The sequence below is a fragment of the Streptomyces sp. WG7 genome (genome assembly GCF_049975785.1).
In the GTDB taxonomy this organism is placed as follows: Bacteria; Actinomycetota; Actinomycetes; order Streptomycetales; family Streptomycetaceae; genus Streptomyces.
Window position 1 is genome coordinate 123,557 of record NZ_JBNGGE010000015.1, and the last position, 26,452, is coordinate 150,008.

Annotated in this window: 22 protein-coding genes, 1 tRNA gene and 1 pseudogene; 11 read left to right on the forward strand and 13 right to left on the reverse strand. The window is 72.5% G+C overall.

The window, feature by feature from the left end:
- Positions 1-4: 4 nt before the first annotated feature.
- The 5 genes from ACP4J0_RS17960 to ACP4J0_RS17980 all read right to left on the reverse strand — a co-directional run bounded on the left by ACP4J0_RS17960 (position 5) and on the right by ACP4J0_RS17980 (position 5,072).
- On the reverse strand, positions 5-2,023 hold the full coding sequence (locus ACP4J0_RS17960; RefSeq protein ID WP_426599673.1) for a copper resistance protein CopC: 2,019 nt from the start codon (positions 2,021-2,023) through the stop codon (positions 5-7).
- A 13-nt stretch (positions 2,024-2,036) separates the two neighbouring features.
- Positions 2,037-2,543, reverse strand: a complete 507-nt coding sequence (locus tag ACP4J0_RS17965; RefSeq protein WP_426599674.1) for a copper chaperone PCu(A)C — start codon at positions 2,541-2,543, stop codon at positions 2,037-2,039.
- Entirely contained in the window at positions 2,540-3,190 is a 651-nt protein-coding gene (locus ACP4J0_RS17970; RefSeq protein WP_426599675.1) for an SCO family protein, read from the reverse strand. The genes ACP4J0_RS17965 and ACP4J0_RS17970 overlap by 4 nt, the downstream gene beginning before the upstream one ends.
- 135 nt (positions 3,191-3,325) lie before the next feature.
- Positions 3,326-4,078 (reverse strand): YcnI family protein, encoded by a 753-nt coding sequence (locus ACP4J0_RS17975; RefSeq protein ID WP_426599676.1) that lies wholly within the window; start codon positions 4,076-4,078, stop codon positions 3,326-3,328.
- A 145-nt stretch (positions 4,079-4,223) separates the two neighbouring features.
- Complete coding sequence (locus ACP4J0_RS17980; RefSeq protein WP_426599677.1) at positions 4,224-5,072, reverse strand: hypothetical protein; 849 nt, start codon at positions 5,070-5,072, stop codon at positions 4,224-4,226.
- Positions 5,073-5,305: 233 nt separating this feature from the next.
- On the opposite strand from ACP4J0_RS17980, the gene ACP4J0_RS17985 reads away from it, so the two are divergent.
- A complete protein-coding gene (locus ACP4J0_RS17985) occupies positions 5,306-5,770 on the forward strand; it encodes an ATP-binding protein (RefSeq protein ID WP_426599678.1) in 465 nt (154 codons plus the stop codon).
- 11 nt (positions 5,771-5,781) lie between these two features.
- Here ACP4J0_RS17985 and ACP4J0_RS17990 read toward each other — a convergent pair.
- From ACP4J0_RS17990 to ACP4J0_RS18000, 3 genes and pseudogenes are all read right to left on the reverse strand, one after another.
- Positions 5,782-6,397 (reverse strand): annotated as a pseudogene (locus ACP4J0_RS17990) (PLP-dependent aminotransferase family protein); the annotation flags it as partial.
- A gap of 43 nt (positions 6,398-6,440) precedes the next feature.
- Positions 6,441-7,943, reverse strand: coding sequence for an aminopeptidase P family protein (locus tag ACP4J0_RS17995; protein WP_426599679.1), 1,503 nt, complete (start codon positions 7,941-7,943; stop codon positions 6,441-6,443).
- A 347-nt stretch (positions 7,944-8,290) separates the two neighbouring features.
- Positions 8,291-9,733, reverse strand: a complete 1,443-nt coding sequence (locus ACP4J0_RS18000) for a PP2C family protein-serine/threonine phosphatase (protein WP_426599680.1) — start codon at positions 9,731-9,733, stop codon at positions 8,291-8,293.
- Between the two features lie 666 nt (positions 9,734-10,399).
- Between ACP4J0_RS18000 and ACP4J0_RS18005 the strand changes: the two genes are divergently transcribed.
- Positions 10,400-11,065: a bifunctional DNA primase/polymerase gene (locus ACP4J0_RS18005; RefSeq protein ID WP_426599681.1), complete on the forward strand. Its 666-nt coding sequence runs from the start codon at positions 10,400-10,402 to the stop codon at positions 11,063-11,065.
- Between the two features lie 56 nt (positions 11,066-11,121).
- A complete protein-coding gene (locus ACP4J0_RS18010; protein ID WP_426599682.1) occupies positions 11,122-11,898 on the forward strand; it encodes a hypothetical protein in 777 nt (258 codons plus the stop codon).
- Positions 11,899-12,141: 243 nt separating this feature from the next.
- On the opposite strand, the gene ACP4J0_RS18015 is transcribed toward ACP4J0_RS18010, so the two are convergent.
- The 3 genes from ACP4J0_RS18015 to ACP4J0_RS18025 all read right to left on the reverse strand — a co-directional run bounded on the left by ACP4J0_RS18015 (position 12,142) and on the right by ACP4J0_RS18025 (position 14,917).
- The gene (locus tag ACP4J0_RS18015; protein ID WP_426599698.1) at positions 12,142-13,131 is read right to left on the reverse strand and encodes a DUF5926 family protein; all 990 of its coding nucleotides are present in this window, start codon (positions 13,129-13,131) and stop codon (positions 12,142-12,144) included.
- 192 nt (positions 13,132-13,323) lie between these two features.
- Positions 13,324-13,962: an ATP-binding protein gene (locus ACP4J0_RS18020; RefSeq protein ID WP_426599683.1), complete on the reverse strand. Its 639-nt coding sequence runs from the start codon at positions 13,960-13,962 to the stop codon at positions 13,324-13,326.
- 127 nt (positions 13,963-14,089) lie between these two features.
- The gene (locus ACP4J0_RS18025) at positions 14,090-14,917 is read right to left on the reverse strand and encodes a glycerophosphodiester phosphodiesterase (protein WP_426599684.1); all 828 of its coding nucleotides are present in this window, start codon (positions 14,915-14,917) and stop codon (positions 14,090-14,092) included.
- 261 nt (positions 14,918-15,178) lie between these two features.
- Here ACP4J0_RS18025 and ACP4J0_RS18030 point away from each other — a divergent pair, with 261 nt between their 5' ends.
- From ACP4J0_RS18030 to ACP4J0_RS18050, 5 genes are all read left to right on the forward strand, one after another.
- On the forward strand, positions 15,179-16,702 hold the full coding sequence (locus ACP4J0_RS18030) for a S1C family serine protease (RefSeq protein ID WP_426599685.1): 1,524 nt from the start codon (positions 15,179-15,181) through the stop codon (positions 16,700-16,702).
- Positions 16,703-16,847: 145 nt separating this feature from the next.
- Positions 16,848-17,729, forward strand: a complete 882-nt coding sequence (locus tag ACP4J0_RS18035; RefSeq protein WP_426599686.1) for a GNAT family N-acetyltransferase — start codon at positions 16,848-16,850, stop codon at positions 17,727-17,729.
- A 169-nt stretch (positions 17,730-17,898) separates the two neighbouring features.
- A tRNA-Ser gene (locus tag ACP4J0_RS18040) sits at positions 17,899-17,983 on the forward strand.
- Positions 17,984-18,598: 615 nt separating this feature from the next.
- On the forward strand, positions 18,599-19,006 hold the full coding sequence (locus tag ACP4J0_RS18045; protein WP_426599687.1) for a hypothetical protein: 408 nt from the start codon (positions 18,599-18,601) through the stop codon (positions 19,004-19,006).
- A 374-nt stretch (positions 19,007-19,380) separates the two neighbouring features.
- Positions 19,381-20,178 (forward strand): DUF4232 domain-containing protein, encoded by a 798-nt coding sequence (locus ACP4J0_RS18050; RefSeq protein ID WP_426599688.1) that lies wholly within the window; start codon positions 19,381-19,383, stop codon positions 20,176-20,178.
- Positions 20,179-20,383: 205 nt separating this feature from the next.
- Here the strand turns inward: ACP4J0_RS18050 and ACP4J0_RS18055 are convergent, their stop codons facing one another.
- On the reverse strand, positions 20,384-21,250 hold the full coding sequence (locus tag ACP4J0_RS18055) for a bifunctional DNA primase/polymerase (protein ID WP_426599689.1): 867 nt from the start codon (positions 21,248-21,250) through the stop codon (positions 20,384-20,386).
- A gap of 419 nt (positions 21,251-21,669) precedes the next feature.
- On the opposite strand from ACP4J0_RS18055, the gene ACP4J0_RS18060 reads away from it, so the two are divergent.
- From ACP4J0_RS18060 to ACP4J0_RS18070, 3 genes are all read left to right on the forward strand, one after another.
- The gene (locus ACP4J0_RS18060; RefSeq protein ID WP_426599690.1) at positions 21,670-21,996 is read left to right on the forward strand and encodes a hypothetical protein; all 327 of its coding nucleotides are present in this window, start codon (positions 21,670-21,672) and stop codon (positions 21,994-21,996) included.
- A gap of 355 nt (positions 21,997-22,351) precedes the next feature.
- Positions 22,352-22,981, forward strand: coding sequence for a SigE family RNA polymerase sigma factor (locus ACP4J0_RS18065; RefSeq protein ID WP_426599691.1), 630 nt, complete (start codon positions 22,352-22,354; stop codon positions 22,979-22,981).
- 139 nt (positions 22,982-23,120) lie between these two features.
- On the forward strand, positions 23,121-24,797 hold the full coding sequence (locus ACP4J0_RS18070; RefSeq protein WP_426599692.1) for a long-chain fatty acid--CoA ligase: 1,677 nt from the start codon (positions 23,121-23,123) through the stop codon (positions 24,795-24,797).
- A gap of 234 nt (positions 24,798-25,031) precedes the next feature.
- Here the strand turns inward: ACP4J0_RS18070 and ACP4J0_RS18075 are convergent.
- A partial coding sequence (locus ACP4J0_RS18075) for a response regulator (protein WP_426599693.1) occupies positions 25,032-26,452 on the reverse strand: 1,421 nt, incomplete at its 5' end.

The following is a 26,452-nucleotide window of genomic DNA, read 5'->3' on the forward strand; positions in this document are numbered from 1 at the left end:
CGGTTCAGCCGATCTGCGCGTTCTTGGAGACGGTCACCTGGTCGATGTCGGAGGTCCGCACGGTCACGGCGACCTCCCAGTCGCCGGCCATCGGGATCTGCACCCCGCTCGCCGACCAGTGTCCGGTGGTGATGTGGTCGGGGACGACGGGCAGTGGCCCGATGTTCTTGGCCTCCAGGGTGAAGGCGACTTTCACCTCGGGGATGTCGAAGGCGTTTCCGTTCGGGCGCTCGACGTAGAGGTGCATGTCGTTGGCGCCCACGCGTGCGGGGTCGAGCTCGACCCGCACGACGCCCTTGCCGTTCTGGCTGCCGGTGTCGAAGGGCATGTCCAGGGTGACCGTTCCGGTGGAGGGCGCGGACGGGGAAGCGGTGGACGGGTTGGCGGCCTTGGCCTCCTCCTCGGTCCGGCCCGGCTCGGTCTGGGTCAGGACGGTGGTGACGGCGAGCAGGACGACGGCGACGCCGGCTTCGGCGAGGACGGAGCGGCGCAGTCCGAAGCGGTGGGGGTCGGCATCCCGTTGCCGTTTCTGCCGGGCGGCGTCCACGGCCGCGCGCTGCCGGGCGAGCTGGGCGGCGCGCTGGGAGGTGCCGGAGCCCTTCGTCGCACCGGATGACCGAGCGGAGTCCTTCGCCGTCCTGGTCGCCCCCTCGTCGGCCTTCGACGCGCTGGAAGCCTTCGGGGCGGCTTTCGATTCCTCGGTCGTCTTCCCGGCGGCCTCCGCCTTCTCGGTCTTGCGGCCGGTGAACGCGTCGGCCTGGTCCTTCTCCCGCTGGCGGGCGATCGCGGGCGCCGCCTCCGCCAACTGTGCCGTCCACCGTCGAGAGAGGTAGGCGATGCCGACCAGCACCGCCACGAGCCCGATCTTGACGAGGAGCAGTCGGCCGTACCGGGTGTCGGTGAAGGCTGTCCAGGAGCCGAGCTGGCGCCAGGACTGATAGGTGCCGGTCACCACGAGCGCGACCACGCTGCCGAAGGCGACGCGCGAGAACCGGCGTACGGCGACGGTGGGGAGCGGTGTGTCCGCGGGTGCCCGGTACAGGGTCACGAGCAGGGCGGTGAGTCCGCCGAGCCAGGTGGCCATCGCGAGGAGGTGGACGACGTCGACCGGCATGGCGAGTCCGGCCTGGAGGCCGACGGAGGCGTGCTCGGACATGGCCCAGGTCGCCGCGAGCCCGGCGGCCACGACGGTTCCGCCGATCCTGAGTCCGAAGGTGAGGTCCCGCTTCTCCTCGTCCTCCCGCTTGTCATAGGCGCCGAAGAGGACGGCGACGAACAGGGCGGCCGCCGCGAGCAGCAGTAGCCGGGAGACCAGCGAGGCGCCGGTCTTGGTCTGCAGCACCTCGCCGAGCAGGTTCAGGTCGAAGACGTCGCCGAGCTTCCCGGAGCCGGTGTAGGAGCCGCGCAGCAGGAGCAGCAGCAGCGTGGCGGCGGTGAGCGCGAGCCATCCCGAGACGACGAGCCGCTGCAGCGCCCGGATCCCCGAGCCGCGTGGCCAGCAGGTGAGGACGAAGGCAGCACCGCCCACCAGCACGGTGAACCCGGCGTACGACACGTACCGTCCGAGGCCGTACAGCCAGCCGACGATCCCGTCGCCCGCTGCCGGGCCGTATACGGAGACGGAGGTCTCGGACGGGGCTCCGATGGAGAAGGTGTAGGCGCCGGCGACGGGGTGGCTGTCGGCGGAGACGACCTGGTAGGTCACCGTGTACGTGCCGTCGGGCAGCCCGGCGTGCAGTTTCACGGAGTATGTCGTGCCGTTCGTGCCGGACGGCTCGCCGTCGTCGACGCGTTCGCCCTTGGGGTCGAAGACGCGCAGCGAGTCGGCGTCCATGGAGACCGATTCGGAGAAGGTGAGCGACACCTGGGCCGGAGCCTTGTCGACCACCGCCCCCTGTCGGGGGTCACTGCCGGTCAGTGCGGCGTGCGCGGAGGCCGGTCCGGCGCCGGCGAGCAGCGCGCAGGCCGCGGCCAGGAGCAGCAGCACCACAGTCCGGACGCGCGGGGCGATGGTCTGCGACAAGGTGTTCCTTCCTTCAGTGTCCGGTGTGTTCGGAGTGCCCGGACTGCCCGGTGGGCCGGTACGTGGCCGCCTTCACGGGCAGTGTGACCGTGACGGGGTCGGCGTGGGCGAAGTGAAGTTCGACGGAGACCGTCTGTCCCTCCTTGGGCTGCTGCTTCAGCTTCTCGAACATCAGGTGGTTGCCGCCGCTTTCGAGCACGAGTCGGCCGTGGGCGGGGATCGGGAGGCTGTCGACCTCCTTCATCGTCCCGTCGACGGTTTGGTGCACGGTGACGTCACCGGCTCCGCTCGTCACCGAGGTCAGTTCGTCCTCGGTGTCGCCCTCGTTGGTGATGGTGAGGAAGCCCGCCGCCATCGAGTCGGAGACAGGCTGCGGTATGTAGGCGGCGCCGACCGAGAGCGCGGCGCCGGAGGCCGACGAACCGGAACCAGCGCCGGAGCCCGAGTCCGAGCCGCCGCAGCCCGCGAGGGCCAGGGCGCCGATCACCGTCACGGCGGCGAGAGTGGGACGGCCCCTCACGGGTTCTCTCCCTTGACGAGCTTGGGGAGGTCCTTGGTGTAGTCCTCGACGGTGGCGTCCTCGCCGTAGAGGACGTAGCCCGCGTCGGACTTCGGGGAGAAGGCGACGACCTGGGTGCCGTGCGCCGACACGACCTTGCCGTTCTTGTCCTTGGTCGGCGGGTCGATGGAGATGCCGAGGGTGCGGGCGCCGGCCTGGACGGTGTCGAAGTCGCCGGTCAGGCCGACGATCTGCGGGTCGATGCCCTTGAGCCACTTGCCGAGCGCGGCCGGGGTGTCGCGTTCCGGGTCGGTGCTGACGAACACGACGCGGAGCGTGTCCTGCTCGGCCTGGGACAGCTGCTTCTTGGCCACGGCGATGTTGTTCATGGTCAGGGGGCAGACGTCGGGGCAGTGGGTGTAGCCGAAGTAGACCAGGGTGGGTTTGCCGGCGGTCTGCTCGCGGAGGTCGTACTCCTTGCCCTGGGTGTCGGTGAGGACCAGGTCGGGCTTCTCGAACGGCTTGTCGAGCACGGTGGCGGCCTGCTGGCTGGTGTCCTCGGAGACCACCGCGACGGGCTTGTCGTTGTCGGCGCCGCTGCCGCAGGCGGACAGGGTGAGGGAGGCGGCGGCGAGCAGTGCGGCCGCGGCGAACGTCTTCTTGCGCATAGAAAAATGTCCCAGATGTGAGGTGCTCCGGTGCGCGCCGGGGTCCGTCGGACCGACGGGGGTGCCCGGCGCGCACCGGACGAGAGGATGCGTGGGCGTGGTCACGCCGACGCACCGGCGCGGGCGTTGTTACGCCTACGCGTCGGAGGCGCGCCGGCGTCCGGCCAGCACGCCGTAGGCGACGCCCGCGGCACCGACGACGATGCCGACGACGCCGAGGATGCGGGCGGTGGTGTCGGTGCCGTCCCCGGAACCGGAGTCGGAGGAGGCGGTGGTGTCGGCGGCGGTGTTCTGCGCGGCCGCCTCGGTGCCGTCCTCGGCCTTCGCGCCCGACGAGCCGTGGGCGTCGCCCTCGGCGGCGGCCAGCTCCAGCACGGGCGCCGGGTTCGCGGGCTCCTCCTGGCCCTCCTGCGGCACCTCGATCCAGCGCACGACCTCCTTGTTGTCGTACGTCTGGATCGCCTTGAACACCAGCTCGTCGGCGTCCTCGGGCAGCGCGCCGACGGAGACCGGGAACTTCTGGAAGTAGCCGGGCTCGATGCCCTTGCCGTCGGCGGTCCAGGTGACCTTGGTGACGGCCTCGGTGAGCTGCTTGCCGTGCGACTCCAGCGGCTTGTCCAGCTTGGACTTGGTGATCTCCGCCTTCCAGCCGGGGACCGGCTGCGGCATCACGGACGCCAGCGGGTGGTCGGTGGGGAAGCTGACCTCCAGCTTGGTGGTGGAGGCGTTGTCGCGTTCGTTGGGGACCTTGAAGTCGACGACGGCGTAGCCGCCCTTGGCGGCCGTGCCCTCCGGCTGCACGCTGACGTGCGCGAAGGCGGGGGCGGACAGGGCGAGGACGGCGATGCCGGAGACGGCGCCGGCGGCGGCGATACGAGAAGGCTTCATGGACGGAGCACTCCGCTTCGAGTGGGTCACCGGTGCTGAACCGGTGGTGGGTGACGGGAGGGTGCGCGCACGCGCGCGTGCCGCACGGCGGCGGCCCCTCCGTGCGGCGGCCGATGGGCCGGAGCGGGGTGGTGGTCGCGTCGTGTCAGGCGGCGAGGGAGAACGCGTCGTTCGGCGGGCCGCGTCTGATCACCGTGTGCTGGAGTGCGGTGGTGCGGGGCCGCGGCGGCACCTGCCGAGCGGTGTGCGGCAGGCGCGGGCCCGTCCGGGGAGCCCCCTGGAGCCCGGCGTGGAGGGCGCGGAGCAGGGAGAGCGCCGCGCGCAGGGCGCGTACGAACGCGGCCTCGGCCACCGAGTGGGCCGAGTGCGCCGACAGTTCGACGAGCCGCGCCAGGGCCAGGTCCCCGCTTCGCAGCAGCCAGCCGGCGGCCAGGGCCGCGAGGACGTGGCCGAGGAGCATCGGCAGGGACGGCAGCAGCGAGGCCGAGGAGCCGGCCGCGGTCAGGGCGTCGGCGGGGTGGTGGGCCGCGCCGGCCTGGACGTCCGGAGCGATCCGGGCGTCGGTGAGGATCCGCTGGGCCTCGGCCGGGCTGATCGCCGCCGCGGTGGTTCCGCAGACCAGCCGTGCGGCCTGCTGGATCAGTGAGGCGTCGGACAGCGGGCCGGATCCGCCGGCGGACGTGACGGCCGTACCGGACGCCGGGACCGTCGAGGCACCGTGCTGGCCCAGTCCGAACAGGGCGTGCAGCGCGGTCTGGCCGACGGTGAGCAGTACCGCGATGCCGGGCAGCGAGCGCTCGCGTCCGGCGAGGGGCGCGGCGACCACGACCGCCCCGAGGAATCCGGCGCCCAGCGACCACAGCGGAACGGTGGCGCAGGAGGCGAGGGTGTGCCCTGCCGCGGCCAGCACGACGCAGACCGCGGCGAACACCGCGGCCCGCAGGATCCGGAGGTCGTTCCCGGAGCGCGCCGTAGGCGGGTGGGGGGCAGTCATGGCGGGCTCATCATCCCACTGGCACCCCCCGCGCCGTACGGCAGGTCCACAAGATGCCGTACGGCCGGAAGCGGACCGGAAGGTCACCTTCTGGTGCGAGCCGTCCCACATACACCGATCGGCGGCAGGGACGCATCCGCCATATGGACGGTCCCACGCGAAGACCGCGCTTACGCCCGGGCGCCGGGGGCAATACGTAACGGTATGTCGAGCCGCGGCCGGGAGGCTGGAGCATGAGCATCTGGTGGTCACTCCATTTGCGGCGCGAGGCTGCGAGCGTGCCCCTGGCCCGCCGCCTGCTGATCGGCACCATGGAGACCGCGGGTGTCGACCCCGACGTCTCCTTCGACCTCTCCGTCGCGCTGAGCGAGGCCTGCGCGAACGCCGTCGAGCACGGCGGGGGCGACGAACCCGGTGACTCCTCGCAGGCGTACCGCGTCACGGCCTACCTCGACGGTGAGCTGTGCCGGATCGAGGTCGCCGACACGGGCCCGGGGTTCCCCGCGGCCACTCCGGGCCGTCCGGGGAAAGCGGTCCGTCCGGTGTCCTACGACGCCGAGGACGGCCGCGGCCTGGGTCTCATCCGGGAGCTCGCCGACCACGTCCACATCGGCAGCGGGCCGGGCCGGGCCGGTGCCGTGGTGAGCTTCGACAAGGTCCTCAAGTGGCGCGAGGGGACTCCGCTGGTGGCGGTCTGACGGCGTCGGCATCAGGGCGCCGCGTCCAGCATTCTTCCCAGCACCTCCAGTGCCTCGGGATACACCCGTTCCCGGGGCGTCCCGTACCCCACGACCAGCCCTTGCGGACGACCGGATTCGCCCGGTGACGGTGACGGGGACGGGGACGGGGACGGGGTTGGGGGTGAGGTTGGGGGTGAGGACGGGGAGGGCGACGAGGACGTGGACTGCCGGTGGTCCCCGAGCCGGCCCACCGCGAGGCCCTCCTCCTCCGCCCGCGCCAGGAATCCGGCCTCGTCGTCGACCTCCACCAGCGCGTGCAGTCCGGCCGCATCCCGCGATCCCGCGTACCCGCGGGCGTCCGCCGAGCCGGGCCACGGGCTGGTCGCGGCGGCGCCGGTACCGGGGCCGGCAGGCGCGTACGTGCCGGTCGTAGGCGTGCGTGCCGATCAGTTCGGCGAGCGCCGGCCGGCCCAGGGGCTCGGTGTGGTGGTCGCTGTGCAGCTTGGCGTCGGCGACCGCGTCGACCAGGTGGGGCGGCAGCACCATCCAGCCCAGGCGCAGCGCGGGCCCGAGCGTCCTGGACACGGTTCCCAGGTAGGCGACCTGTCCCGGTGCCATGCCCTGGAGGGCGCCGACGGGCTGCCTGGCCGGGCACCCCGTGTGCGGTACCCGGCCGTCGAACCGTGGATCAGCCCTTCAGCGCGGCCATCCATTCCTCGACCTCGTCCGACCGGCGCGGCAGTCCGGCGGACAGGTTCCGGTTGCCGTCCGCGGTGACGAGGATGTCGTCCTCGATGCGGACGCCGATGCCCCGGTACTCCTCGGGCACGGTCAGGTCGTCGGCCTGGAAGTACAGGCCGGGCTCGACCGTGAGCACCATGCCGGGCTCCAGCGTGCCGTCGACGTAGGCCTCCACGCGCGCGGCGGCGCAGTCGTGGACGTCCATGCCGAGCATGTGGCCGGTGCCGTGCAGCGTCCAGCGGCGCTGCAGGCCGAGCTCCAGCACCCGCTCGACGGGGCCCTCGACCAGGCCCCACTCGACGAGCCGCTCGGCCAGCACGCGCTGGGACGCGTCGTGGAAGTCGCGGAACTTGCCGCCCGGCTGCACGGCCGCGATGCCGGCCTCCTGGGCGTCGTACACGGCGTCGTAGATCTTCTTCTGCAGCTCGCTGTAACGGCCGTTGACCGGCAGCGTGCGGGTGACGTCGGCGGTGTAGTACGTGTGCGTCTCCACGCCCGCGTCGAGCAGCAGCAGGTCGCCGGAGCGGACCGGGCCGTCGTTGCGCACCCAGTGCAGGGTGCAGGCGTGTGGGCCGGCGGCGCAGATGGAGCCGTAGCCGACGTCGTTGCCCTCCACGCGCGCGCGGAGGAAGAAGGTGCCCTCGATGTACCGCTCACTCGTCGCCTCGGCCTTGTCGAGGACCTTCACGACGTCCTCGAAGCCGCGCACCGTGGAGTCGACGGCCTTCTGCAGCTCGCCGATCTCGAACTCGTCCTTGACCAGTCGGGCCTCGGAGAGGAAGACGCGCAGTTCCTCGTCGCGCTCGGCGGTGACCTTGTCGGTCAGGGCGGCCTCGATGCCGGCGTCGTGACCCCGCACGACGCGGACCGGGCCGGTGGCCTCGCGCAGGCTTCCGGCCAGCTCGCGGACGTCGGAGGCGGGGATGCCGTACCGCTTCTCGGCCTCGGTGAGGGAGTGGCGCCGGCCGACCCACAGCTCGCCCTGGCCGTCGAGCCAGAACTCGCCGTTCTCGCGGTCGGAGCGGGGCAGGAGGTAGATCGTCGCGGTGTGGCCGTCGCCCTCGGGTTCCATGACCAGGACGCCGTCCTCGGTCTGGTTGCCGGTCAGGTAGGCGTACTCGACCGAGGCGCGGAAGGAGTACTCCGTGTCGTTCGAGCGGGTCTTCAGGTTGCCCGCGGGGATCACCAGGCGCTCGCCCGGGAAGCGGGCGGACAGGGCGGCGCGGCGGGTGGCGGTCTCGGCGGCCTGGGCGATCGGCTCCAGGTCGCGCAGCTCGGTGTCGGCCCAGCCGGACTTCATGTTCTCGGCCAGCTCGTCGGACACGCCGGGGTACAGGCCGTTCTTGCGCTGCTTGATCGGTTCCTCGCCCGCCGCGTCGGCGGCGTCCTCAAGCACGGCTTCCGGCTTCTTCGAGATCTCCGGGTTCTCCGGGGTGAGCTCCTCCGCCACGGTCATCCTCCTTGATACGGCACTGGACCACACCCCATCGTACGGTCGTACGGAAGGGGGCCCTGGGCCGAAGGGCCTGTTACATGGAGGCGCTACCGTCCGTTATCCGGGGCATGCGGGGGGTCAGTGCCCCGCTGTCCGGACAGGGGTGGTCAACAGGGGGCGGCGTCAACAGGGGGCGGGCGTCAACAGGGGGCGGCGTCAACAGCGCCGGTCAACGTGTGCCGGGCAGTGTGTGCCGGGCAATGGCGCCGGTCGACGCGTGCCGGGCAACAGTGTTTGCTCGACGGTCCCGGCCGACGGGGCCGACCTACAACGCCGGCCAACGGGGCCTGCCGACCGTGCCGCTATTCGAACCGGACGGCCAGCAGGACGACGTCCTCCTCGGAGTCCGCGTCGGCCAGTCCGTCCGGCAGTACCGTGCGCAGGACGTGCTCGGCGACGGCGCCCGGGTCGTGGCGCTTGGCCCTGGGTACGCCGGCCGCCGCCGCGTGCAGCCGGGCGAAGGCGCGGTCGGCCGGGTCGCCGGTGCGGTGCAGCAGCCCGTCGGTGTACAGCAGCACCGTCTCCCCGGCTTCCGCCTGGACCTCCACGCTCGGTGCCTCCCAGCAGGCGAGCATGCCGAGCGGAGCGGAGAGGGAGGTCTCGACGAACTCCGTGCGCCGCTCTCCGATCAGCAGCGGCGGACTGTGCCCGGCGCCGGCCAGGGTGATCCTGCGCAGTGCCGGCTCGCAGTAGCCGAACAGTGCGGTGGCCGAGCGGGCGGGCTCGGTGAGGCGCAGCAGCAATTCCAGGTCGGACAGGACCGCGACCGGGTCCTCGCCCTCCATGACGGAGTACGCACGGAGCGAGGCGCGCAGCCGCCCCATCGCGGCGACGACGCTGGGCCCGGACCCGGTGACGGACCCGACGGCGAGTCCGAGCGCGGCGTCCGGCAGCGGCAGTGCGTCGTACCAGTCGCCGCCGCCGAGCGGGCCGGTGCGGTGCCGGGCGGCGAGCTGGACGCCGGGCACTCGTGGCAGGCGGGAGGGGAGCAGTTCCTCGGCCATCGTCGCCATGCACGCGCGCGTGTGCTCGACCTCCAGGAGGCGGGCCAGGTGCTGGCCGGCGTACCGGGTGTAGAGGCCGACGAGGTGGCGTTGCCGCTCGCCCGGCTCGGCGGGCTCGTCGTAGAGCCATACGGCGGCTCCCATGCGCCCGGTGCCTTCGGCGGAGAGGGGGAGCGCAAAGCTGGCGGCGTAGCCGAGTCGGGCGGCGACCTCGCGGTGGCGCGGGTCGAGACCCTTCTCGGCGAACAGGTCGGGCTCGGCGATCCCGCCCTCACCGACCGGCAGACCGTCCAGAATTCGCCCGTGGGGCAGGGAACTTCGCGGAACGGTCTCGAGGTGGCCGAGGTCGGTGCGGGCCAGTCCGAGGCCGACGGTGGCGCCCGGGCCGAGTCCGTCGGCCGGTTCCAGCGCGACGAGACCGCGCCGGGCGCCCACCAGGGCGGCTCCGGCGCGCAGTACTTCCTGGATGCCTGCGGAGAGGGAGTCGGTGCGGACCAGGCGCTCGGTCAGCTCGTGCAGGGTCGTGAGGTCCGAGACCCAGCCGGCCAGCCTGTCCTGGAGCAGGCCACCGGGGGCGCACGGTGCGCCCGAGGCGCCCGTGACCTGTGCGACCTCCGTGGCCTCCGTGGCGTTTGGGGCGCCGGCCGGTGAGGTACCCGGGGCGACGGACGCGACAGTGTGTGCGGGAGACGGAACCGTTGAATCGATTCCGGCCACTTTCGCGGAGTGCGGGGTGTTCATGGCGTCCGGCCTTCCGACCGGCAGCTACTGCTCAAAAGCATCGCGAACCCCCATGTCATTCTGCGCCGCTAGCAGTGTCTCCACATGTACACGCACTCGTAAGGAGATGTCCAGCATTGTCCTGCGGGGATTACTGGTGTCCGTGAGGTGCGAGTGACCTCCTTCGCGACTCTTGCGGAAAAGCGAAATTGACTTGAAACTGCCCTACAGGAAGCCTTGTTGCGGTCGACTGGGGGTGCTTTACGGAGCGTCACAGCGGTCGTGAGGGGTACGTACTCGGAGAAGGCCAGGGGTGCCCGCGGGCATCCGGAACCTGGTGGCGGACCCGGGCGTCCTATCCACCGACGACCGTGCCCCATCCTCCCGTGGCGGAGGCGGAGAGAAAAACGCGGGACGGCGAAACGCCAGACTTCGCCACCCCCGCGCCACGCCCATGCTTGCGATGGACGCAGAGTGGACCGAACCGCCGCGGACGCAGTCAGTGCTCGGCCACAGGGGTTTCCCCAGCCCCTGGCAGTGGTGCCCTCGGCAGTGTGATGCCCTCGGCGGAGAGAGGCCTTCGGCAGGGGTGTGATGCGCCACCAGCTACGCACAGCGAAGAGATAGACACATGGTGTGATGTGACCACGGTGTTGCCAGGCGTGCAACGGAAAGGAACGAGCGCTCATGCGCGAGATCCTCGGAAGGCGACGCAGGCTCTTGTCCCAGCACGACGACGGGCGGCCTGAGCTGATCGGCGCGGCCCTGACCTACGCGACGCAATGGCAGTGGCCCGTACTCCCGGGCGTGGCGGCGGACCCACAGGCGCGGTCGCGCTGCGGCTGCCCCGAACCCGAGTGCACGGTGCCCGGCGCGCATCCCTTCGACCCGGAGCTCCTCGCGGCCACCACCGACGCGCGCATGGTGCGCTGGTGGTGGACCAACCGGCCCACCGCACCGATCATTCTGGCCACCGGAGGCAGCGCCCCGTGCGCCGTCTCCCTGCCCGCCCTGCCGGCCGCCCACGCCCTGGCCGCGCTCGACCGCGCCGGTCTGCGGCTCGGCCCGGTCGTCGCGGCGCCCACCCGCTGGTCGCTGCTGGTCAAGCCGTACTCCATGGAGCAACTGGGCGAGCTGCTCCACGCCAAGGACTTCGTCCCCGGCTCCCTGCGCTTCCACGGCGACGGCGGCTATCTCGCGCTGCCCGCGTCCGAGACCGGCGAGGGCACCGTCCACTGGGAGCGGGCACCCCTGCCCGGCTCCGCCTCGCCCTGGGTGCCCGACGTGGAGGCCGTGGTGGACGCGGTGGTCGACGCCCTCACTCGTACGGGTGTGAACGCGCCCGAGTTGTAGGGATGCCCGGCGCGCGCGGCGGTCCGCGCCCGCCCGTGGTCGTTATCGTCCGCCCCATGCCGCTTCACGCTGGGGAGCATCACGCCGCCGGACGGGACCGCACGGGAGGGCCGCACCGCGCGGGTTCGCGCCGCCGCAGGCGGCCGGACCGCCATCGGCGAGTCCGTCTGTACGGGCTCGCCGGTGTCGTGGTGTGCGGGGTCGTGCTGCCGTTCACCGTGGCGTCCGCGGGGCCCGTGGGCGACGGGGAGGAGCAGGCAACGGCCGTCCATCTCCTCTCGCGGGGCGGGGACCGCCAGGCGCCCGACGGGATCGGTCACGCCCCGGCCACGGCCGCGCCCGCCCGTTCCCCGCTGCCGAACGGCTCGGCCACCGCCGTGCGATGCGGCCCGGAACTCACCTCGTCCGAGGGGGTCGAGGCGCAGACCTGCGTCGTGACCCAGGGAACGGAGGCCTGGGCGCGGACCTACTACCGCAACGCGACCGGTCGCCCGCTCGAAACCGTACTGATCCTCATGGGGGCCGACGGGCACAGTGTGCGGATGCGCTGCTCGGTGGGCGCCGACGGCACGCCGGGCACCTGCGAGACGCCCAGGGGGCCCTCCCGGGGCGGGCCTGCGGCGTACACCGCCGTCGCGGAGTTCGCAGACCGGGTCGGACACGGGCCGCTGCTGTTGCGTGCGGGGAGCAACCGCGACGACGGGAGCGGCCGCGCCGGCGGGAGCAACCGCGACGACGGGCGTGACGGTAGGGACCGTAGTGACAGAAGTGACGGGGACGCGGGGAGCGGCGAAGGCGTCGTGGGCAACTCGGCTGCGGAAGCGGGGAGTTGACGGGCGACTGCGGTGCGTGTGCGACCAGGCGCATGGAAAGACCCGGTTGCTGGCGACGGGGGATGCACCAGCAACCGGGCTACTCGAACGGTAACAAGAGATCGGCGCTAAGCAAATTCGATCTCCTGTTTTCCGGTCACCGACTGGCCTGTCTTCGCCGGGAGTTGTGACCGGAGTCACGCACTCCGAATCGAAGCCCCGGCTGACCGGTCGGTCAGCCGGAGTGGCCCTCGCGGCCGTGCGTCAGCTGAGGGTGACCTGCCGGTTGGTCAAGCCTCCGCGTGCGCGGCGCTCGTCGGGGGTGAGCGGAGCGTCCGTGGCCAGGGCCTCGGCGAGACGCTCGGCGAACTCGGCCGCCGGCTTCTCGATGTCCTGCGCGGTGACCGCGCTCGGCAGGTCCCACACCGGGACGGTGAGCCCGTGTGCGCGGAAGGAGCCGACGAGTCGGGTTCCCTCGCCGAGGGACGACCGGCCCGCGGCGTGCAGCCGGGCAAGAGCGTCCAGAAGCCGCTCCTCCTCGTGCGGCATGACCCAGCGCAGGTGGTTCTTCTCCGGCGTCTCGCACCAGTAGGCGGCGTCCACGCCCTGGAGCCGGACGGTCGGGATGGCCGCGGCGTTGGCCCGCTCCAGGGAGGCGGTCACCTCCGGCGTGGCGTTCTCCTGGTCCGGAACCCAGAACTCGAACCCCGCGTGCACGGTCGGCTCGAACGCCGCCTCGGGAGCGAGCAGGTCCTGCAGGCGCGGACCGTCGGCCGGCGCGCGGCGGCCCTGCACCGGGGTGCCCGGCGCGGCGGTCAGCGCCCGCTGGAGGGTGTCGGCGAGGTCGCGGCTGATGTCGCCCGAGGCCGTGTCGTTCTGCAGACCGAGCAGAACCGAGCCGTCGTCGCGGCGCAGAGCCGGCCAGGCCATCGGCAGCACCGTGGCCAGTGTGACGGACGGGACGCCCTCGGGCAGGCCGTCCTTGAGGGACAGCTCGACCGTGGCCGCCGGCACCAGCTCGCGCAGGGCCACCCAGTCACACTCGCCGGGCAGCCCCTCGAACGGGCGCTGCACCAGCGCGGTCGTGGCCTGTGCGGCGGCCCGGCCGTGGCAGGCCTTGTACCGGCGGCCGCTGCCGCAGGGGCAGGGCTCGCGGGCACCGACGACCGGGAAGTTCCCGTCAGCGCCTGCGGCGCTGGCACCGTCGGTGAGCTTCGGGCGCTTGGCCTTCGTCTGGGGGCGCTTCTTGGCCATCGTGGGTGTCTCCCGGTTGTGGCTCATCTCGTACGGGCGCGAGCCTAGCCGTTACCGTCCCGGTCGACGGGACCCTGTGCACAACGAACCACCTGTGGAAAACTCGCTCGGCCGCACCGGCGGCACCGGCGGCACCGGCGGCACCGAGGCAGCCCCGGGCGGCCCTGGCTCCCCTGCGCGCGAGTGGCCGGGTCAGCTCAGGTCGTCGAAGGCGTCCGCGAAGTCCAGGCCGGGGATCTCCGACACCGCCGGTGCCATGATCCGGGTGGCGAAGTCGTCGCGCCGGTGCCCGGCGTCCGGGTCGTGCACGTCGTCGTGGACGACGACCCAGACGGTGACCTCACCGCGGATGTTGTCCCGTACGCCCCAGTCGTCGGCGAGCGCGGAGATGATGTTCAGCCCGCGTCCGCCGTGCGCGGTGACCGAAGGAGTCGCCGGAGCCGGGCGGGTCGGGCCGCCGCCGTCCGTGACCTCCACGACCAGCCTGCCGCCCGCGTCCACCCGCCACGCGGCGCGGACGTCGCCGTCCCCCGCCAGGGCGTCGCCGAGCGGACGGCCGTGCTTGCACGCGTTGCTCAGAAGTTCCGAAAGGACCAGTACGGCGTCGTCGATGACCGCTTCCGCCACGCCGCCGCTGCGCAGCTGATCACGCATGCGGTGCCTTGCTTTCCCCACGCCCGCAGGGCCATGGGGCACGGCCATGCTCGACGACGTGGGCACCTCCTGTGCCACCACCAACGCCACCCCCGAGACCTCCTTTGCCCCACGCCACGGTGTGGATGCCCCATCGGCCTGAACCGGAAACCGGCCGGTCCCCGTCCAGTGACGCATTCGACACGGTCGAACACGTGCCGAACGCGCCGGAGCACTCCCCGTAAGGGTGTGGCTGGATTTGGTCGGTGTGGCTGAGACCGGAGGATGCGGCAGAGAACCCGCCGGGTCAAGGTTTCCGGACGAATCAGCGACCCAGGTGGTCCAGAACCGCGCGCGGCCGGTTGGTGATGATGGCGTCGACGCCCAGGCCGGCGCAGAGATCCACGTCCGCGGTGTCGTTCACGGTCCACACGTGCACCTGGTGGCCGGCGCGCTTCAGGCGCTCGATGTAGGCGGGGTGGTTGCGTACGATCCGGATCGAGGGGCCCGCGATCCGGACACCCGCGGGCAGCCGCCCGTCGCGCAGCCGCGGTGAGACGAACTGCATCAGGTAGACCGTCGGCAGGGTCGGCGACGCGGCCCGCACCCGGTGCAGGGAGCGGGCCGAGAAACTCATCACACGGACCGGAGAGTCCGCGGCCGAGGCCGGGGCGTCGAGTCCGAACCGCTTCAGGAGCACCAGCAACCTCTCCTCCACCTGCCCCGCCCAGCGTGTGGGGTGCTTGGTCTCGATGGCCAGCTCCACCCGTCGTCCCGCGTCGGACACCAGCTGGAGCAGCCGCTCCAGGGTCAGGACGGAGGTTTCCTCCCGGTCCTCGGGCCGGTGCTCCCAGTCCGGCTGCTCGTCGCGTGTCCGCCAGAACTCCCGGGTCCTGCGGGCGCCGAAGTCCAGCGCGGCGAGATCGGCGAGCTCGAGCGCCGACACCGCGCCGCGGCCGTTGGACGTACGGTTGACGCGCCAGTCGTGGACACAGACGAGATGGCCGTCGGCGGTCAGGCGTACATCGCACTCGAGGGCGTCCGCCCCGTCCTCGATCGCCTTCCGGTATGCGGCCAGGGTGTGCTCGGGGGCCTCCTCGGAGGCTCCCCGGTGGGCGACGACCTGGATCCGGTGCTGTCGTGCGTGGGTCACCGCGTCATGGTGCCACCGCGTGCGGGTAGACGTGCCCTCGGAGTCATCGGCGGCACGTCCGTTTAGTCTTGGATGACCCATGTAAAGGACGATCGTGAACCCACAGCAACCGCTTATGGTGCTCTGACGGCCCGTGGGAAAAGCTGATGGCATACGAAAGCACTGTGCATCTGCGTCGCGCCGAACCGCGGAGCAGCGCGTGAGCGTGGCTGAGCGCGAGCAGTGTGACCGAGAAACAGCCGTGGAACGAGGAGAGAAGCTGTGAGCACCGAGAACGAGGGCGCCGCGGTACCCCCGGCCCCGTCCGCACCTCCCGTGCCGGTGGAATCTCCCGCAGCCTCCGCCCACCCGGCCGCGCCGGGCCCGGACCAGCCACCGTCCCCCGCTCCCGCTCCCGCTCCCGCGCCTCCGCAACCGCAACCGCACGACGGTTTCGGACAGGCGGCCGCTTCCGCCCACGCACCGCACCAGGCCGCTCCCCAGGACCCGGCCGCCTCCCACGCTCCGGCCGCCTCCCACGGTTCGGCCGCGCCTCAGGGACACAACGCCCCCGACGCCTCCTGGCCGCCGCCCCCGCCGCCGGGCACTCCGTCGTACGGCGGGGGCGGCGGTGACGGCTTCGGCGGAGGCTGGGGCTCCTCGTACCAGCCGCCCGCGCCGAAGGCGGGCCGTGGCCGTGGCGGTGTGGTGGCCGCGCTCCTGATCGCCGCGCTGGTGGCGGGCGGTCTGGGCGGCGGCCTCGGCTACACCCTCGCCAAGAACAACGACGGGACCGGTTCCACGACTGTCTCCGCCTCCGACACCGGCGGCTCCGTCAAGCGCGACGCGGGCACGGTCGCCGGCGTGGCAGCCGAGGCGCTGCCCAGCACGGTCACCATCCAGGCCGAGGGCAGCAACGGGGAGGGCGGCACCGGCACCGGGTTCGTCTTCGACAAACAGGGCCACATCGTCACCAACAACCACGTGGTGGCGGAGGCGGTCGACGGCGGCAAGCTCAGCGCGACCTTCCCCAACGGCAAGAAGTACGAAGCCGAGGTGGTCGGCCACGCCCAGGGCTACGACGTGGCGGTCATCAAGCTGGAGAACGCCCCGTCGGACCTGAAGCCGCTGCCCCTCGGTGACTCGGACAAGGTGGCCGTGGGCGACTCGACGATCGCCATCGGCGCCCCCTTCGGCCTGTCCAACACGGTGACCACGGGCATCATCAGCGCCAAGAACCGCCCCGTGGCCTCCAGTGACGGCAGCGCCGCCAGCAAGGCGTCCTACATGAGTGCCCTGCAGACCGACGCGTCGATCAACCCGGGCAACTCGGGCGGCCCGCTGCTGGACGCGCAGGGCAACGTCATCGGGATCAACTCCGCGATCCAGTCCACGAGCAACGGCGGCTTCGGCGCCGGCCAGGCCGGCTCGATCGGCCTGGGCTTCGCCATCCCCATCAACCAGGCCGAGTTCGTCGCCAAGCAGCTGATCAAGACCGGCAAGCCGGTCTACGCGAAGATCGGCGCCTCCGTCTCCCTGGAGGAGACGACGAACGGCGCCAAGCTCACCGAGCAGGGTGTCAACGGCTCCGAGCCCGTCGAGCCGGGCGGCCCCGCCGCCGACGCGGGCCTCGAGCCCGGCGACGTCATCACCAAGCTCGACGACCGGGTGATCGACAGCGGCCCGACCCTCATCGGCGAGATCTGGACCCACAAGCCCGGCGACAAGGTCACGGTCACCTACGAGCGCGACGGCAAGGAGCGCACCACCGAACTCACCCTCGGCTCCAAGACCGGCGACGACTGACCCACACCGTCCTCCGCGCCCGACCGCTCCCCTCTGCCCCGCGCCGCCGATCGCGTACGGCGCGGGACAGGGAGGGGGAGCGGCAGCCGCGAGGCCGTTCCGAAGCAGCACGGTCGCACGCCTGCGGCGTGGGAATGCATGAGGCATGCGACCGGATGACTGGCACCTCACCGAAGACGTCCACGACTTCCTCGCCCGGGCCGGAGACTTCCTGCGCTCACGGCCCGGCCCGCACGTCATGCAGCTGACGTGGGCCGAGAGAGTGCGAGCGCGCGGGGCAGGGGCGTTCGGCACCGAAGCTCCCGCCTTCGGCGTACTGGAGCGAGCGGGCGCGGCCCACGCCTCCTTCTACCGCCTCCCGCTCCGTGGGTTCGGTCTCTCCCCGCTCTCGTCCGAGCAGGCCGACTCCCTCGCCGCACGCCTGGCCACCCTCGGGCACTCCCTTCCGTCCGTCAGCGCGGACCACAGGACCGCCAGGGCTTTCGCCGAGGCATGGCAGCGGCACACCGGGGCGACCCCGAAACTCCGGGACACACGACTCCGCCTGTACCGCCTCGGCGAGCTCGTCCCGCCAGAGCCCCAGCCGGCGGGACGAGCTCGCGTCCTGGGCGACCAGGACCTCGGGCAGGTCATGTTCTGGTGCGGCGAGTTCGCCAGGGCTGTCGGGGAAGAGGTCTCCATCGACGCCGACACGTGGGCCGGCACCCGCTTCGCCGACAAGCGCTACACGCTCTGGGAGACCCCGGACGGCACTCCCGTATCCATCGCGGGCATGAACCCGCTGATCGGGGGCCAGATCCAGGTGGACATCGTCTACACCCCGGCCCACCTGCGCGGTCGCGGCTACGCGGGCGCCGTCACGGCGGAGGTGAGCCGGGCCGCACTGGCTGCGGGCGCAAGGGACGTCGTACTGTTCGCGGACCTGTCCAACCCCACGAGCAACGCCCTCTACCAGCGTCTCGGCTACCGCACGCTCACCGACTGGGCGGTGTACGACTTCACGGACGCCGCTCCACAAGCCGGTTGAGGACGAAGCGCGCAGCAGGGCACCCTGGGCCCACGGACGGAACACCGACCGGAACGGCGCCACCGGAGGGCCGGACGCGCGAACGGTGGGCCCGGCGCGGGCCCGAGCCCCCGCCGACCGTCCGGGGCCGGTACGCTGTACCCGCTCTGCCCCCGGTGGGCGGCGCGCAGGTGGGTTGCCCGAGCGGCCTAAGGGAACGGTCTTGAAAACCGTCGTGGCGCGAGTCACCGTGGGTTCAAATCCCACACCCACCGCGGTGATTGACGGCCCCTGACCAGGCGTTACGGTCGGGGGCCGTTGCCATGCGGGCTACCCGCCGATCGCCGCCGAACACCGCCGTTCCCCGCGGTTTCCCGGCCGGTCGGGAACGGCGCCAAGGGCAGGGAGCCCGATCCCACTGGCCACTGCGGCTCGCCTTACCCAGGATGGGGCAATGCGGCCACGCCTCGCCCTCCTGGGCCACGGCCTGTCGGGTCCCGTTGGGGCATTGAGACCGGCCGATAGGGGCGTGGCCATGGGGGATGCGGAAACTCGTAAGTGCGTTTGGTGCGAAAGGCAATTCACGCGGCGTTCGATGTGGCGACCGAAGCGCTACTGCAAGCGATGGCACCAGTGCGTGCACTACGGCGCGGTCCTGGTGGGCGCCGTGTTCTCTTGAACGATCACGCAGTGCACCGACCGGCGGAGCAGGCGCAGAGCACGCCCGGGGCGGGACGTCTGCCCGCCTGCAACGTCACCGGCGTGCGCCGCGTCCTGAGGGGCTGATCGGGCGGGCGGTGCCCGCGGAGTGCTGCTCCGGCTCGCGTACTCGGACGGAGTTGAGTACCTGCGCTCTGGCCGGCCGGGGGGCGGGCCGGAACGCTCGGGGCATGGAACAACGACGACTGAAGCCCGTACCCCAGTTGGTGTCGGGCCTCGTACTGGCCGGGGTGACATCGGCGCTGTGGGCCGCCTGGCTCGGGTGGGACCAGCGGCGTGATGTGCATCCCGACGGTACGACGACGGGACCGTACGAGGCGTGGCAGGTGATCGGGTTCGTGCTGACTCTGCTGGCACCGGTGTGCTGGGCGGCGAGTCGGCGCTACTTCGTCGGTGCTGTGCCCGGTGTCACCGTCGGGGCGACCGTCTCCGCCTTCTACGACTGGTCGGACGACGCCAGTGGCCTCTTCGTGATCGGCGTGGGGATGGTCATGGTGGGGAGTTTCGCGGTGACCGCCGCGCTCGCCGCCGTGATCGCCGCTCTGCAACGCGGAGGCGGGGCTGTGACAGGGCTGTGACCGGAAGTGTGGCTTCCGCCACGGCCGGCGGGGGGTCGGACTGGTGGGGTGGGGCGATGCGCATCCCTCAGCTCCGCACGCCGCTCGCGGTCTCCGGTGCTCTCGTTGCCAGTCTCCTGCTCAGTGCCTGTGGCACCCAGACCGCAGCGTCCGGAGAGGGAGGTGAGGAGCAGCCGGGGGGACGGTGCGGGACGGGGGCGTCGTCAGGTGTCGGCGACAGTTACAGCGCCGGCGCCGGCGCCGACGGTGGCGGTGGCGGTGGCGCGGGGGCCGGGCAGGCGCGGGACGCGGTGCGGATCGTCGGGATGGTCGAGCGGGACGGTGGCGCCGGGGCGAGTGCCTCGCCCGGAGTCCGGGCGAGCGAGCGACCTGGCGTGTCCGTCACGGCGGACAGTCTTCCGTGGGTGCCGGGGGCGGGCGCGTCCGCGGGCGAGTCCGCGGGCGAGGGCGGCGGGGCGCCGTGCGTGGTCGCGTACTCGGTGACCAACCAGGAGACCGAGCCCTTCACGTACACCATCACCTTCTCTCTGGTGGACGACCAGGGAAGGGCGATGTCGAGCGTCGAGGAGACGGTGGCGTCCGTGGGGGCGGGGCGGACGGTGCGGCGCACTCTCGAGCACGCCGGATACCCGGTGGACCGGAGCCTCGACGCGGAGGACGTGAGGATCCTCGACGTGAAGCGGGTGCCCGCCGACGAGGCGCCCGCGCCCGCCGGTTCCTGCCCGCCGTCCGGGCTGCGTCTGACCGCCGACAAGGGGGACGCGGCCATGGGGCTGCGTGTCGTGGGCCTGCATCTGGAGAACTGCGGCAGTCGTCCGTACTCCCTGGAGGGTTACCCGGTGCTGCAGTTGCTCGACGAGGGCCTGGAGCCGGTCGAGGGGATCGAGATCCTGCGCGGAACCGATGACATCCCCATGGCGGGAGAGGGCGACGAGCCGCCTCGGCCGGTGACGCTGCAGCCGGGTGAGTCCGCGGTATCGGGTCTGGCGTGGCGCAACACCACGCAGTTCGGTGAGGCGGTGACCGTGCCGTACGTCAGGGTGCGGGCCGAGGACGGCTCCGCCCCCGTGGTGGTCGCGCCCCACCTCGACCTCGGTACCACGGGGAAGCTGGGCGTCCGGGCGTGGGAGAAGGACGGGACGGGGAGCCGGGGCGCGCGGCCTGCGTCCTAGAACTCGTCGTTCCCCGGGCGGGGTCCGCCCGGTCGGCGACCGGGAGCGCGGGCTCCGTGCCGCGGGCGAGCTCGGGGCTTCGGCACCTTGGCGCCTCGGCACCTCGCCGGTTCGCGGGACGGGAGACGGGGAGGGGAGACGGGGAGGGGAGACGGGGACGGGGGCCGGGCCGGGGACGGGACGGGGTGGCGGTCTGGGCTGGTGGTCAGGGCTGGTGGCTCGTCATGCGGGCAGCGGACGCGATCGTCGCGCGGGCCTCGCGTTCGGTCAGGCCGGTGGCGCGGGCCGCCTGGACCAGGGGTTCCACGAGGACGGGGCCGATGCCGTCTTCGTAGGCGCGGCAGGCGGCCCAGAACAGACGGGTGTTGCGCTGGCCCTCGTGGGCGGCGAGGACGAACTGGACGAGGCCCCGGCCGTGCGCCTCGTGCGGGGCCAGGGCCGGCTGGTGGGCGCGGGGCGGCGGGAGCAGGAGGCGCAGGAGCGCGGGCGGGCAGGCCGCGGGCGCCAGGTGGGCCGTGCCGGGCGCGGCGGCGTACTCGCCGTGCCGGGTGCGGGAGCCGGGGCCGACCAGGTAGCCGCCGGCCCCCCGGATGTCGATGCCGGGGGCGAGGCGGCCGGCCGAGTTGGGGACGACGGCGTCGGGTGGACCGCTCAGCCAGAGGTGGCGGCCTCCGCTGGGGGTCAGGACGACGACCGTGGGCGGGATCGTGAACAGATGGCGCAGGGCCAGCTCGCGCAGGGCGGTCGACGAGTCCGTCTCCGCCTTCGTGTCCAGGTCGACTCCGATCAGGTGGTGCGGAGGCAGGCCGCAGGCGATGCCGTAGCCCGTCGCCCAGGGCGCGGCGGCGAAGAGTGCACGGATGCGGGCGGGGTCGGTGGAGGCGTCGTAGACCCCGTGGCCGAAACGGCCGCACTCGCCGTGGCAGGGGGCCGGTGCGGGGTCGTCGCGGTGGGGGGAGCGCAGGGCCGGGAGCTTCGTCCAGGACAGGGGGATGACGGCCAGCCCGCGTTCGGCGGCTGACAGGGCGTGTGCGAGGGCCAGCGTCGTGGCCTGCCGGTCGGGGGTGGCCATGGATCCATTTTCGTACGCGCGTTCGAGAATGGGAAGGGTGCCTGCGTGCGACGCGCCGGGGAGGGGAGGTGTGCGGAAAAGCTGCCGGAACGCTTCACCTCTTGGGGTGCTTGAGGTGCGGCTGTCCCTACTGCCCCAAGGTGAGGGGGAAGTGAAGCAAAGGGGTTTATCGACTTGTCATCACGCTTGAGGGCGAATCAGGGCTTCCGGGGTGGTTCGCCGGGGATCCGGTGGGCAATTCTGATCACGCGACGTCGTCACAGCGTCGAGGTGGTCGGCCAACTGCCTTGGCAACAGCTCGATTTCAGCTCTGCTCAGCTCTACTCAGTCCTGCTCAGCTCTGCGCAGCTCCGCTCCACTTCACGTACTTCTCGCGTTGTCGGCTGGAAGCCGGTGCGCCCTGGTTCTGGAGGAAAAACATGGCAAGCATCCGTACCGCCCGCGTCGTCGCCGCTGTCGCCGCCCTTCCGCTCGCCGCCGCCCTCTTCAGTGGCGTGGCGACGGCGGACAACGGCGCCTTCGCGGACGACGGATCGAACGCGACCGCCTCCGAGGCCTACGCGGGCATTGTCGGCAGCGGCGTGGGTGACGACAACAACGGCAACTCGTCCACCACGCAGCAGCAGGCGGTCGGCTCGGGGGCCTCGAACCAGAGCAACACCGCGCAGGTCGACGGTTCCGCGTTCACGACGATCAATCAGGGCAACGAGAACGTGGCCGTCAGCTTCGCCCCGCTGTGGTGGTGAGCTGAGGGGCCGGCGCGGGTGCGCTCCCGCGCCGGTTCCTGAGCCTGTGTGTGGGTGTGCTTCATGGGGTCGCAAGGCGTCTGGGCGGCGGTACTTCGGTATCGCCGCCCAGGCGTTTTCGCGTGCGGGACCCCATGGTGCGTGTCTGCGCGCCGATCGGCAGGTCCCCCCGCTCCCCGGGCGTTGCCCCGGGTTCCCCCCAGGGGGAGCCCCCAGGGGGGAACCCGCAGCACCTCTCCTCCCCTCGTCCACCTACAGGAGGTGCAGCCGGCACCACCCCTACAACCTGAGGCGGACTCGGCTTCGGGACCTGCGGCCGATCCGCCGCACGCCTCCTCGCTCATAGCGTTGAGTCATGACCGCACCCGTCTGTACCAGTGCTTCGAACGCCGCCACGGCCAAGGCTCCGGCCATGGCCAAGGCTCCGGCCATGACCGTGGCCACGGCCGAGGCCCCAGCCATGGTCACAGCGAGGACGCAGACCTTCCCGTACCCGTCGTTCTCGTCGTACGTGAGGGCCCGCCAGCCGGTGCTGCTGCGTACCGCCCGGTCGCTGACGGCGAACCCGAGCGACGCGGAGGACCTGCTGCAGACCGCGCTCGCGAAGACGTACGTGGCCTGGGAGCGCATCGAGGACCACCGCGCGCTGGACGGTTACGTGCGCCGGGCGCTGCTGAACACGCGGACGTCGCAGTGGCGCAAGCGCAAGGTCGACGAGTTCGCCTGCGACGAGCTGCCGGAGCCGGAGCCCGTGCCCGCCGGCGACGACCCGGCGGAGCGGCAGGCGCTGCGGGACGCGATGTGGCGGGCGATCATGAAGCTGCCCGCCCGGCAGCGGGCGATGGTCGTCCTCCGGTACTACGAGGACCTCAGCGAGGCCCGGACGGCCGAAGTGCTCGGAGTTTCCGTGGGCACGGTCAAGTCGGCGGTGTCCCGGGCGCTCGGCAAGCTCCGCGAGGACCCTGAGCTGGGGTTTGCCCGGTAGCGAACCGGTCTGTTCGGCCGTCGGCGGGTGCCCTGCCTCCGTATCGACGGGCACCGCGCACTGATCGATCACCCGGGAGTAGTGACATACCACGCGGTATGTGCGCAGAATCAGCGCAACCCTTGCCGCCGCGTAGGCAATGTCGCCCCGGGAGGACACCGTGCTGAGCACGATGCAGGACGTACCGCTGCTGATATCGAGGATCCTGGCCCACGGGTCGACGATCCACGGCAGCTCCCAGGTGACCACCTGGACCGGTGAGGACGAGCCGCACCGCCGCTCCTTCGCCGAGATCGGCGCCCGTGCCGCCCAGCTGGCGCACGCCCTGCGCGAGGACCTCGCGGTCCGGGGCGACGAACGGGTGGCGACGCTCGCCTGGAACAACGCCGAGCACGTCGAGGCCTACTTCGCGATCCCCTCCATGGGCGCGGTCCTCCACACCCTCAATCTCCGTCTCCCGCCGGAGCAGCTGGCCTGGATCGTGAACCACGCGGCCGACCGCGTCGTGATCGCCAACGGTTCGCTGCTGCCGCTGCTCGCCCCGCTGCTGCCGCACCTGAAGACGGTCGAGCACGTCGTCGTCACCGGCCCGGGCGACCGCTCCCTGCTGGACGGGGCGTCCGTCCAGGTACACGAGTACGAGGACCTGATCGCCGGGAAGCCGACCGCGTACGACTGGCCGGAGCTGGACGAGCGCGCCGCCGCCGCCATGTGCTACACCTCCGGCACCACCGGCGACCCCAAGGGCGTGGTCTACAGCCACCGCTCCATCTACCTGCACTCCATGCAGGTCAACATGGCCCAGTCGATGGGCCTGACCGACGAGGACACCTCGCTGGTCGTGGTCCCGCAGTTCCACGTCAACGCCTGGGGACTGCCGCACGCCACCTTCATGACCGGCGTCAACATGCTGATGCCGGACCGCTTCCTGCAGCCCGCGCCGCTCGCCGAGATGATCGAGAGCGAGAAGCCGACGCACGCCGCCGCCGTCCCGACCATCTGGCAGGGCCTGCTCGCCGAGCTGACCGCCAAGCCGAGGGACGTCTCGTCCCTCACCCAGGTCACCATCGGCGGCTCCGCCTGCCCGCCCTCCCTGATGGAGGCCTTCGACGCGCTCGGCATGCGGGTCTGCCACGCCTGGGGCATGACGGAGACCTCCCCGCTCGGCACCATCGCCCGCCCGCCGGCCCACGCGGTCGGTACGCCGGAGGAGTTCGCGTACCGCCTCACCCAGGGCCGGTTCCCGGCCGGTGTGGAGGCCCGCCTCACCGGACCCGGTGGCGAGCGCCTCCCCTGGGACGGCGAGTCGGCCGGCGAGCTCGAGGTCCGCGGCAACTGGATCGCCGGCGCCTACTACAACGGCCCGGACGCGGAGCCGCTGCGCCCCGACGACAAGTTCAGCGAGGACGGCTGGCTGAAGACGGGCGACGTCGGCACCGTCTCCCCCGACGGCTTCCTCACCCTCACGGACCGGGCCAAGGACGTCATCAAGTCCGGCGGCGAGTGGATCTCGTCCGTCGAGCTGGAGAACGCGCTGATGTCCCACCCGGACGTCACCGAGGCCGCCGTGGTCGCCGTCCCGGACGACAGGTGGGGCGAGCGCCCGCTGGCCACCGTCGTCCTCAAGGAGGGCACGAGCGTCGGCTTCGAGGAACTGCGCGCCTTCCTCGCCGAGGACGGCAAGATCGCCAAGTGGCAGCTCCCGGAACGCTGGACGGTCATCGAGGCGGTGCCGAAGACGAGCGTCGGCAAGTTCGACAAGAAGGTGCTGCGCAAGCGGTACGCCGACGGCGGACTGGACGTCACCCGGCTCTGACCGCCGGCCCGGAGCGGCGAGGACGCCGACCGGAGCGCGGGGACGCCGGAACACGCCGACGGCCGGGGCGCGCGGCCGTCGGGAGGCGCCTGCGCCGGGACGTGCCTTGCGCGCCGGGTGGGGAACCCGAGACTCGGGGTTCCCACCCGGCGCGCAGGCGCACAGGCGTGCTCATGGCGCGCAGGCGTGCTCATGGCGCGCAGGCACGCGCACGGCAGGCGCGCGCCCGGAGCGTCAGTTGGTCCCGATCCGCGAGAGCAGTTCGACGATGCGGGACTGCACCTCGCCGCTGGTGGAGCGCTCCGCCAGGAACAGCACCGTCTCGCCCGAGGCAAGCCGCGGCAGGTCGGCCTGGTCGACGGCGGCGGTGTAGACGACGAGCGGGGTGCGGTTGAGCTGCCCGTTCGCACGCAGCCAGTCGATGATCCCGGCGTGTCCCCCCTGGCGCCGCTCGACCTGCATCAGGTCCATCACCACCAGGTTCGGCCGGAACTGCCCCGCCAGCGTCACCGCGTCGGCGTCGCTCGCCGCCCGCGCCACCTGCATTCCGCGCCGCTCCAGCGTCGCGGTCAGCGCCAGCGCGATCTCGGCGTGCTCCTCGATCAGCAGCACGCGCGGCGGGTGCTGCTCGCTGTCCCGGGGCGCGAGCGCCTTCAGCAGTACGGCGGGATCGGCGCCGTACGCGGCATCGCGCGAGGCCTGTCCGAGCCCGGCCGTGACCAGTACCGGCACCTCGGCCGCCACCGCCGCCTGCCGCAGCGACTGGAGCGCCGTACGGGTGATCGGCCCGGTCAGCGGGTCCACGAACAGCGCGGCGGGGAACGCCGCGATCTGCGCGTCGACCTCCTCGCGCGAGTGCACGATCACCGGCCGGTAGCCGCGGTCGCTGAGCGCCTGCTGCGTGGAGACGTCCGGTGCGGGCCACACCAGCAGCCGGCGCGGGTTGTCCAGCGGCTCCGGCGGCAGTTCGTCGTCCATCGGCTGCGGACGCGGCGGGTCCGCCACCTCGACGGCCCCGCCGGGCCCGTCGAGCGGCTCGGGTCCCTCGGCAGCGTTCTTGTCCGGCGCCCCTATGGCGTACGACCGGCCGACGCCCTCGGTGACGGGTGCGCGCCGGGGCTGGTTGCCGGCCGGGGACGGCTGCTCCTGCCCCTGCCCCTGCCCCTGCCCCTGCCCCTGCCCCTGCCCCTGCCCCTGCGCATGGGGCTGGGGCTGCGGCTGTGCGGCGGTGGGCGGCTGGTCGGCCTGCGGATGCGGGCGGGCCGACTGCTCCGGGCGCGTGGCGGCCGGGTCGGGCGGCGTGCCCAGCTTGCGGCGCCGGCCCGAGCCGCCCGGCTGCTGGGGGGCGGGTGTGGCCGACGGCTGCTGCACCTGGACCGCCTGCCGGTTGAACGGCACGCCCTGGCCCAGCGTCCGCACGCTGATCGCCCGTCCGTGGGTCGAGTTCGGGTCGACGGGAGCGGACGCTTCGGCGGGCAGGGGCTGTGCCGCGCGGGGGGCGGGAGCGTTCTCGGGCGGCAGCGGGGTGCCCCGGCTCGGCGTGGTGGCGGGGACGCCCTGCCGGGGCGCCGGAACCTGAGGCGCGGCGGGCGTGGCGCCGGGGGCGGCGGTGGGCGAGGGGCCGGTTGCGCCGCCCGGCGGTGCGGGGGTGCCGG

Bases quoted from the DNA above. Each gene is read 5' to 3' on its own strand.
- ACP4J0_RS17970 (WP_426599675.1), bottom strand. From the start codon at position 3,190: ATGCGCAAGAAGACGTTCGCCGCGGCCGCACTGCTCGCCGCCGCCTCC.
- ACP4J0_RS17975 (WP_426599676.1), bottom strand. From the start codon at position 4,078: ATGAAGCCTTCTCGTATCGCCGCCGCCGGCGCCGTCTCCGGCATCGCC.
- ACP4J0_RS17980 (WP_426599677.1), bottom strand. From the start codon at position 5,072: ATGACTGCCCCCCACCCGCCTACGGCGCGCTCCGGGAACGACCTCCGG.
- ACP4J0_RS17985 (WP_426599678.1), top strand. From the start codon at position 5,306: ATGAGCATCTGGTGGTCACTCCATTTGCGGCGCGAGGCTGCGAGCGTG.
- ACP4J0_RS18000 (WP_426599680.1), bottom strand. From the start codon at position 9,733: ATGAACACCCCGCACTCCGCGAAAGTGGCCGGAATCGATTCAACGGTT.
- ACP4J0_RS18005 (WP_426599681.1), top strand. From the start codon at position 10,400: ATGCGCGAGATCCTCGGAAGGCGACGCAGGCTCTTGTCCCAGCACGAC.
- ACP4J0_RS18010 (WP_426599682.1), top strand. From the start codon at position 11,122: ATGCCGCTTCACGCTGGGGAGCATCACGCCGCCGGACGGGACCGCACG.
- ACP4J0_RS18015 (WP_426599698.1), bottom strand. From the start codon at position 13,131: ATGGCCAAGAAGCGCCCCCAGACGAAGGCCAAGCGCCCGAAGCTCACC.
- ACP4J0_RS18020 (WP_426599683.1), bottom strand. From the start codon at position 13,962: ATGCGTCACTGGACGGGGACCGGCCGGTTTCCGGTTCAGGCCGATGGG.
- ACP4J0_RS18035 (WP_426599686.1), top strand. From the start codon at position 16,848: ATGCGACCGGATGACTGGCACCTCACCGAAGACGTCCACGACTTCCTC.
- ACP4J0_RS18045 (WP_426599687.1), top strand. From the start codon at position 18,599: ATGGAACAACGACGACTGAAGCCCGTACCCCAGTTGGTGTCGGGCCTC.
- ACP4J0_RS18055 (WP_426599689.1), bottom strand. From the start codon at position 21,250: ATGGCCACCCCCGACCGGCAGGCCACGACGCTGGCCCTCGCACACGCC.
- ACP4J0_RS18060 (WP_426599690.1), top strand. From the start codon at position 21,670: ATGGCAAGCATCCGTACCGCCCGCGTCGTCGCCGCTGTCGCCGCCCTT.
- ACP4J0_RS18065 (WP_426599691.1), top strand. From the start codon at position 22,352: ATGACCGCACCCGTCTGTACCAGTGCTTCGAACGCCGCCACGGCCAAG.
- ACP4J0_RS18070 (WP_426599692.1), top strand. From the start codon at position 23,121: ATGTCGCCCCGGGAGGACACCGTGCTGAGCACGATGCAGGACGTACCG.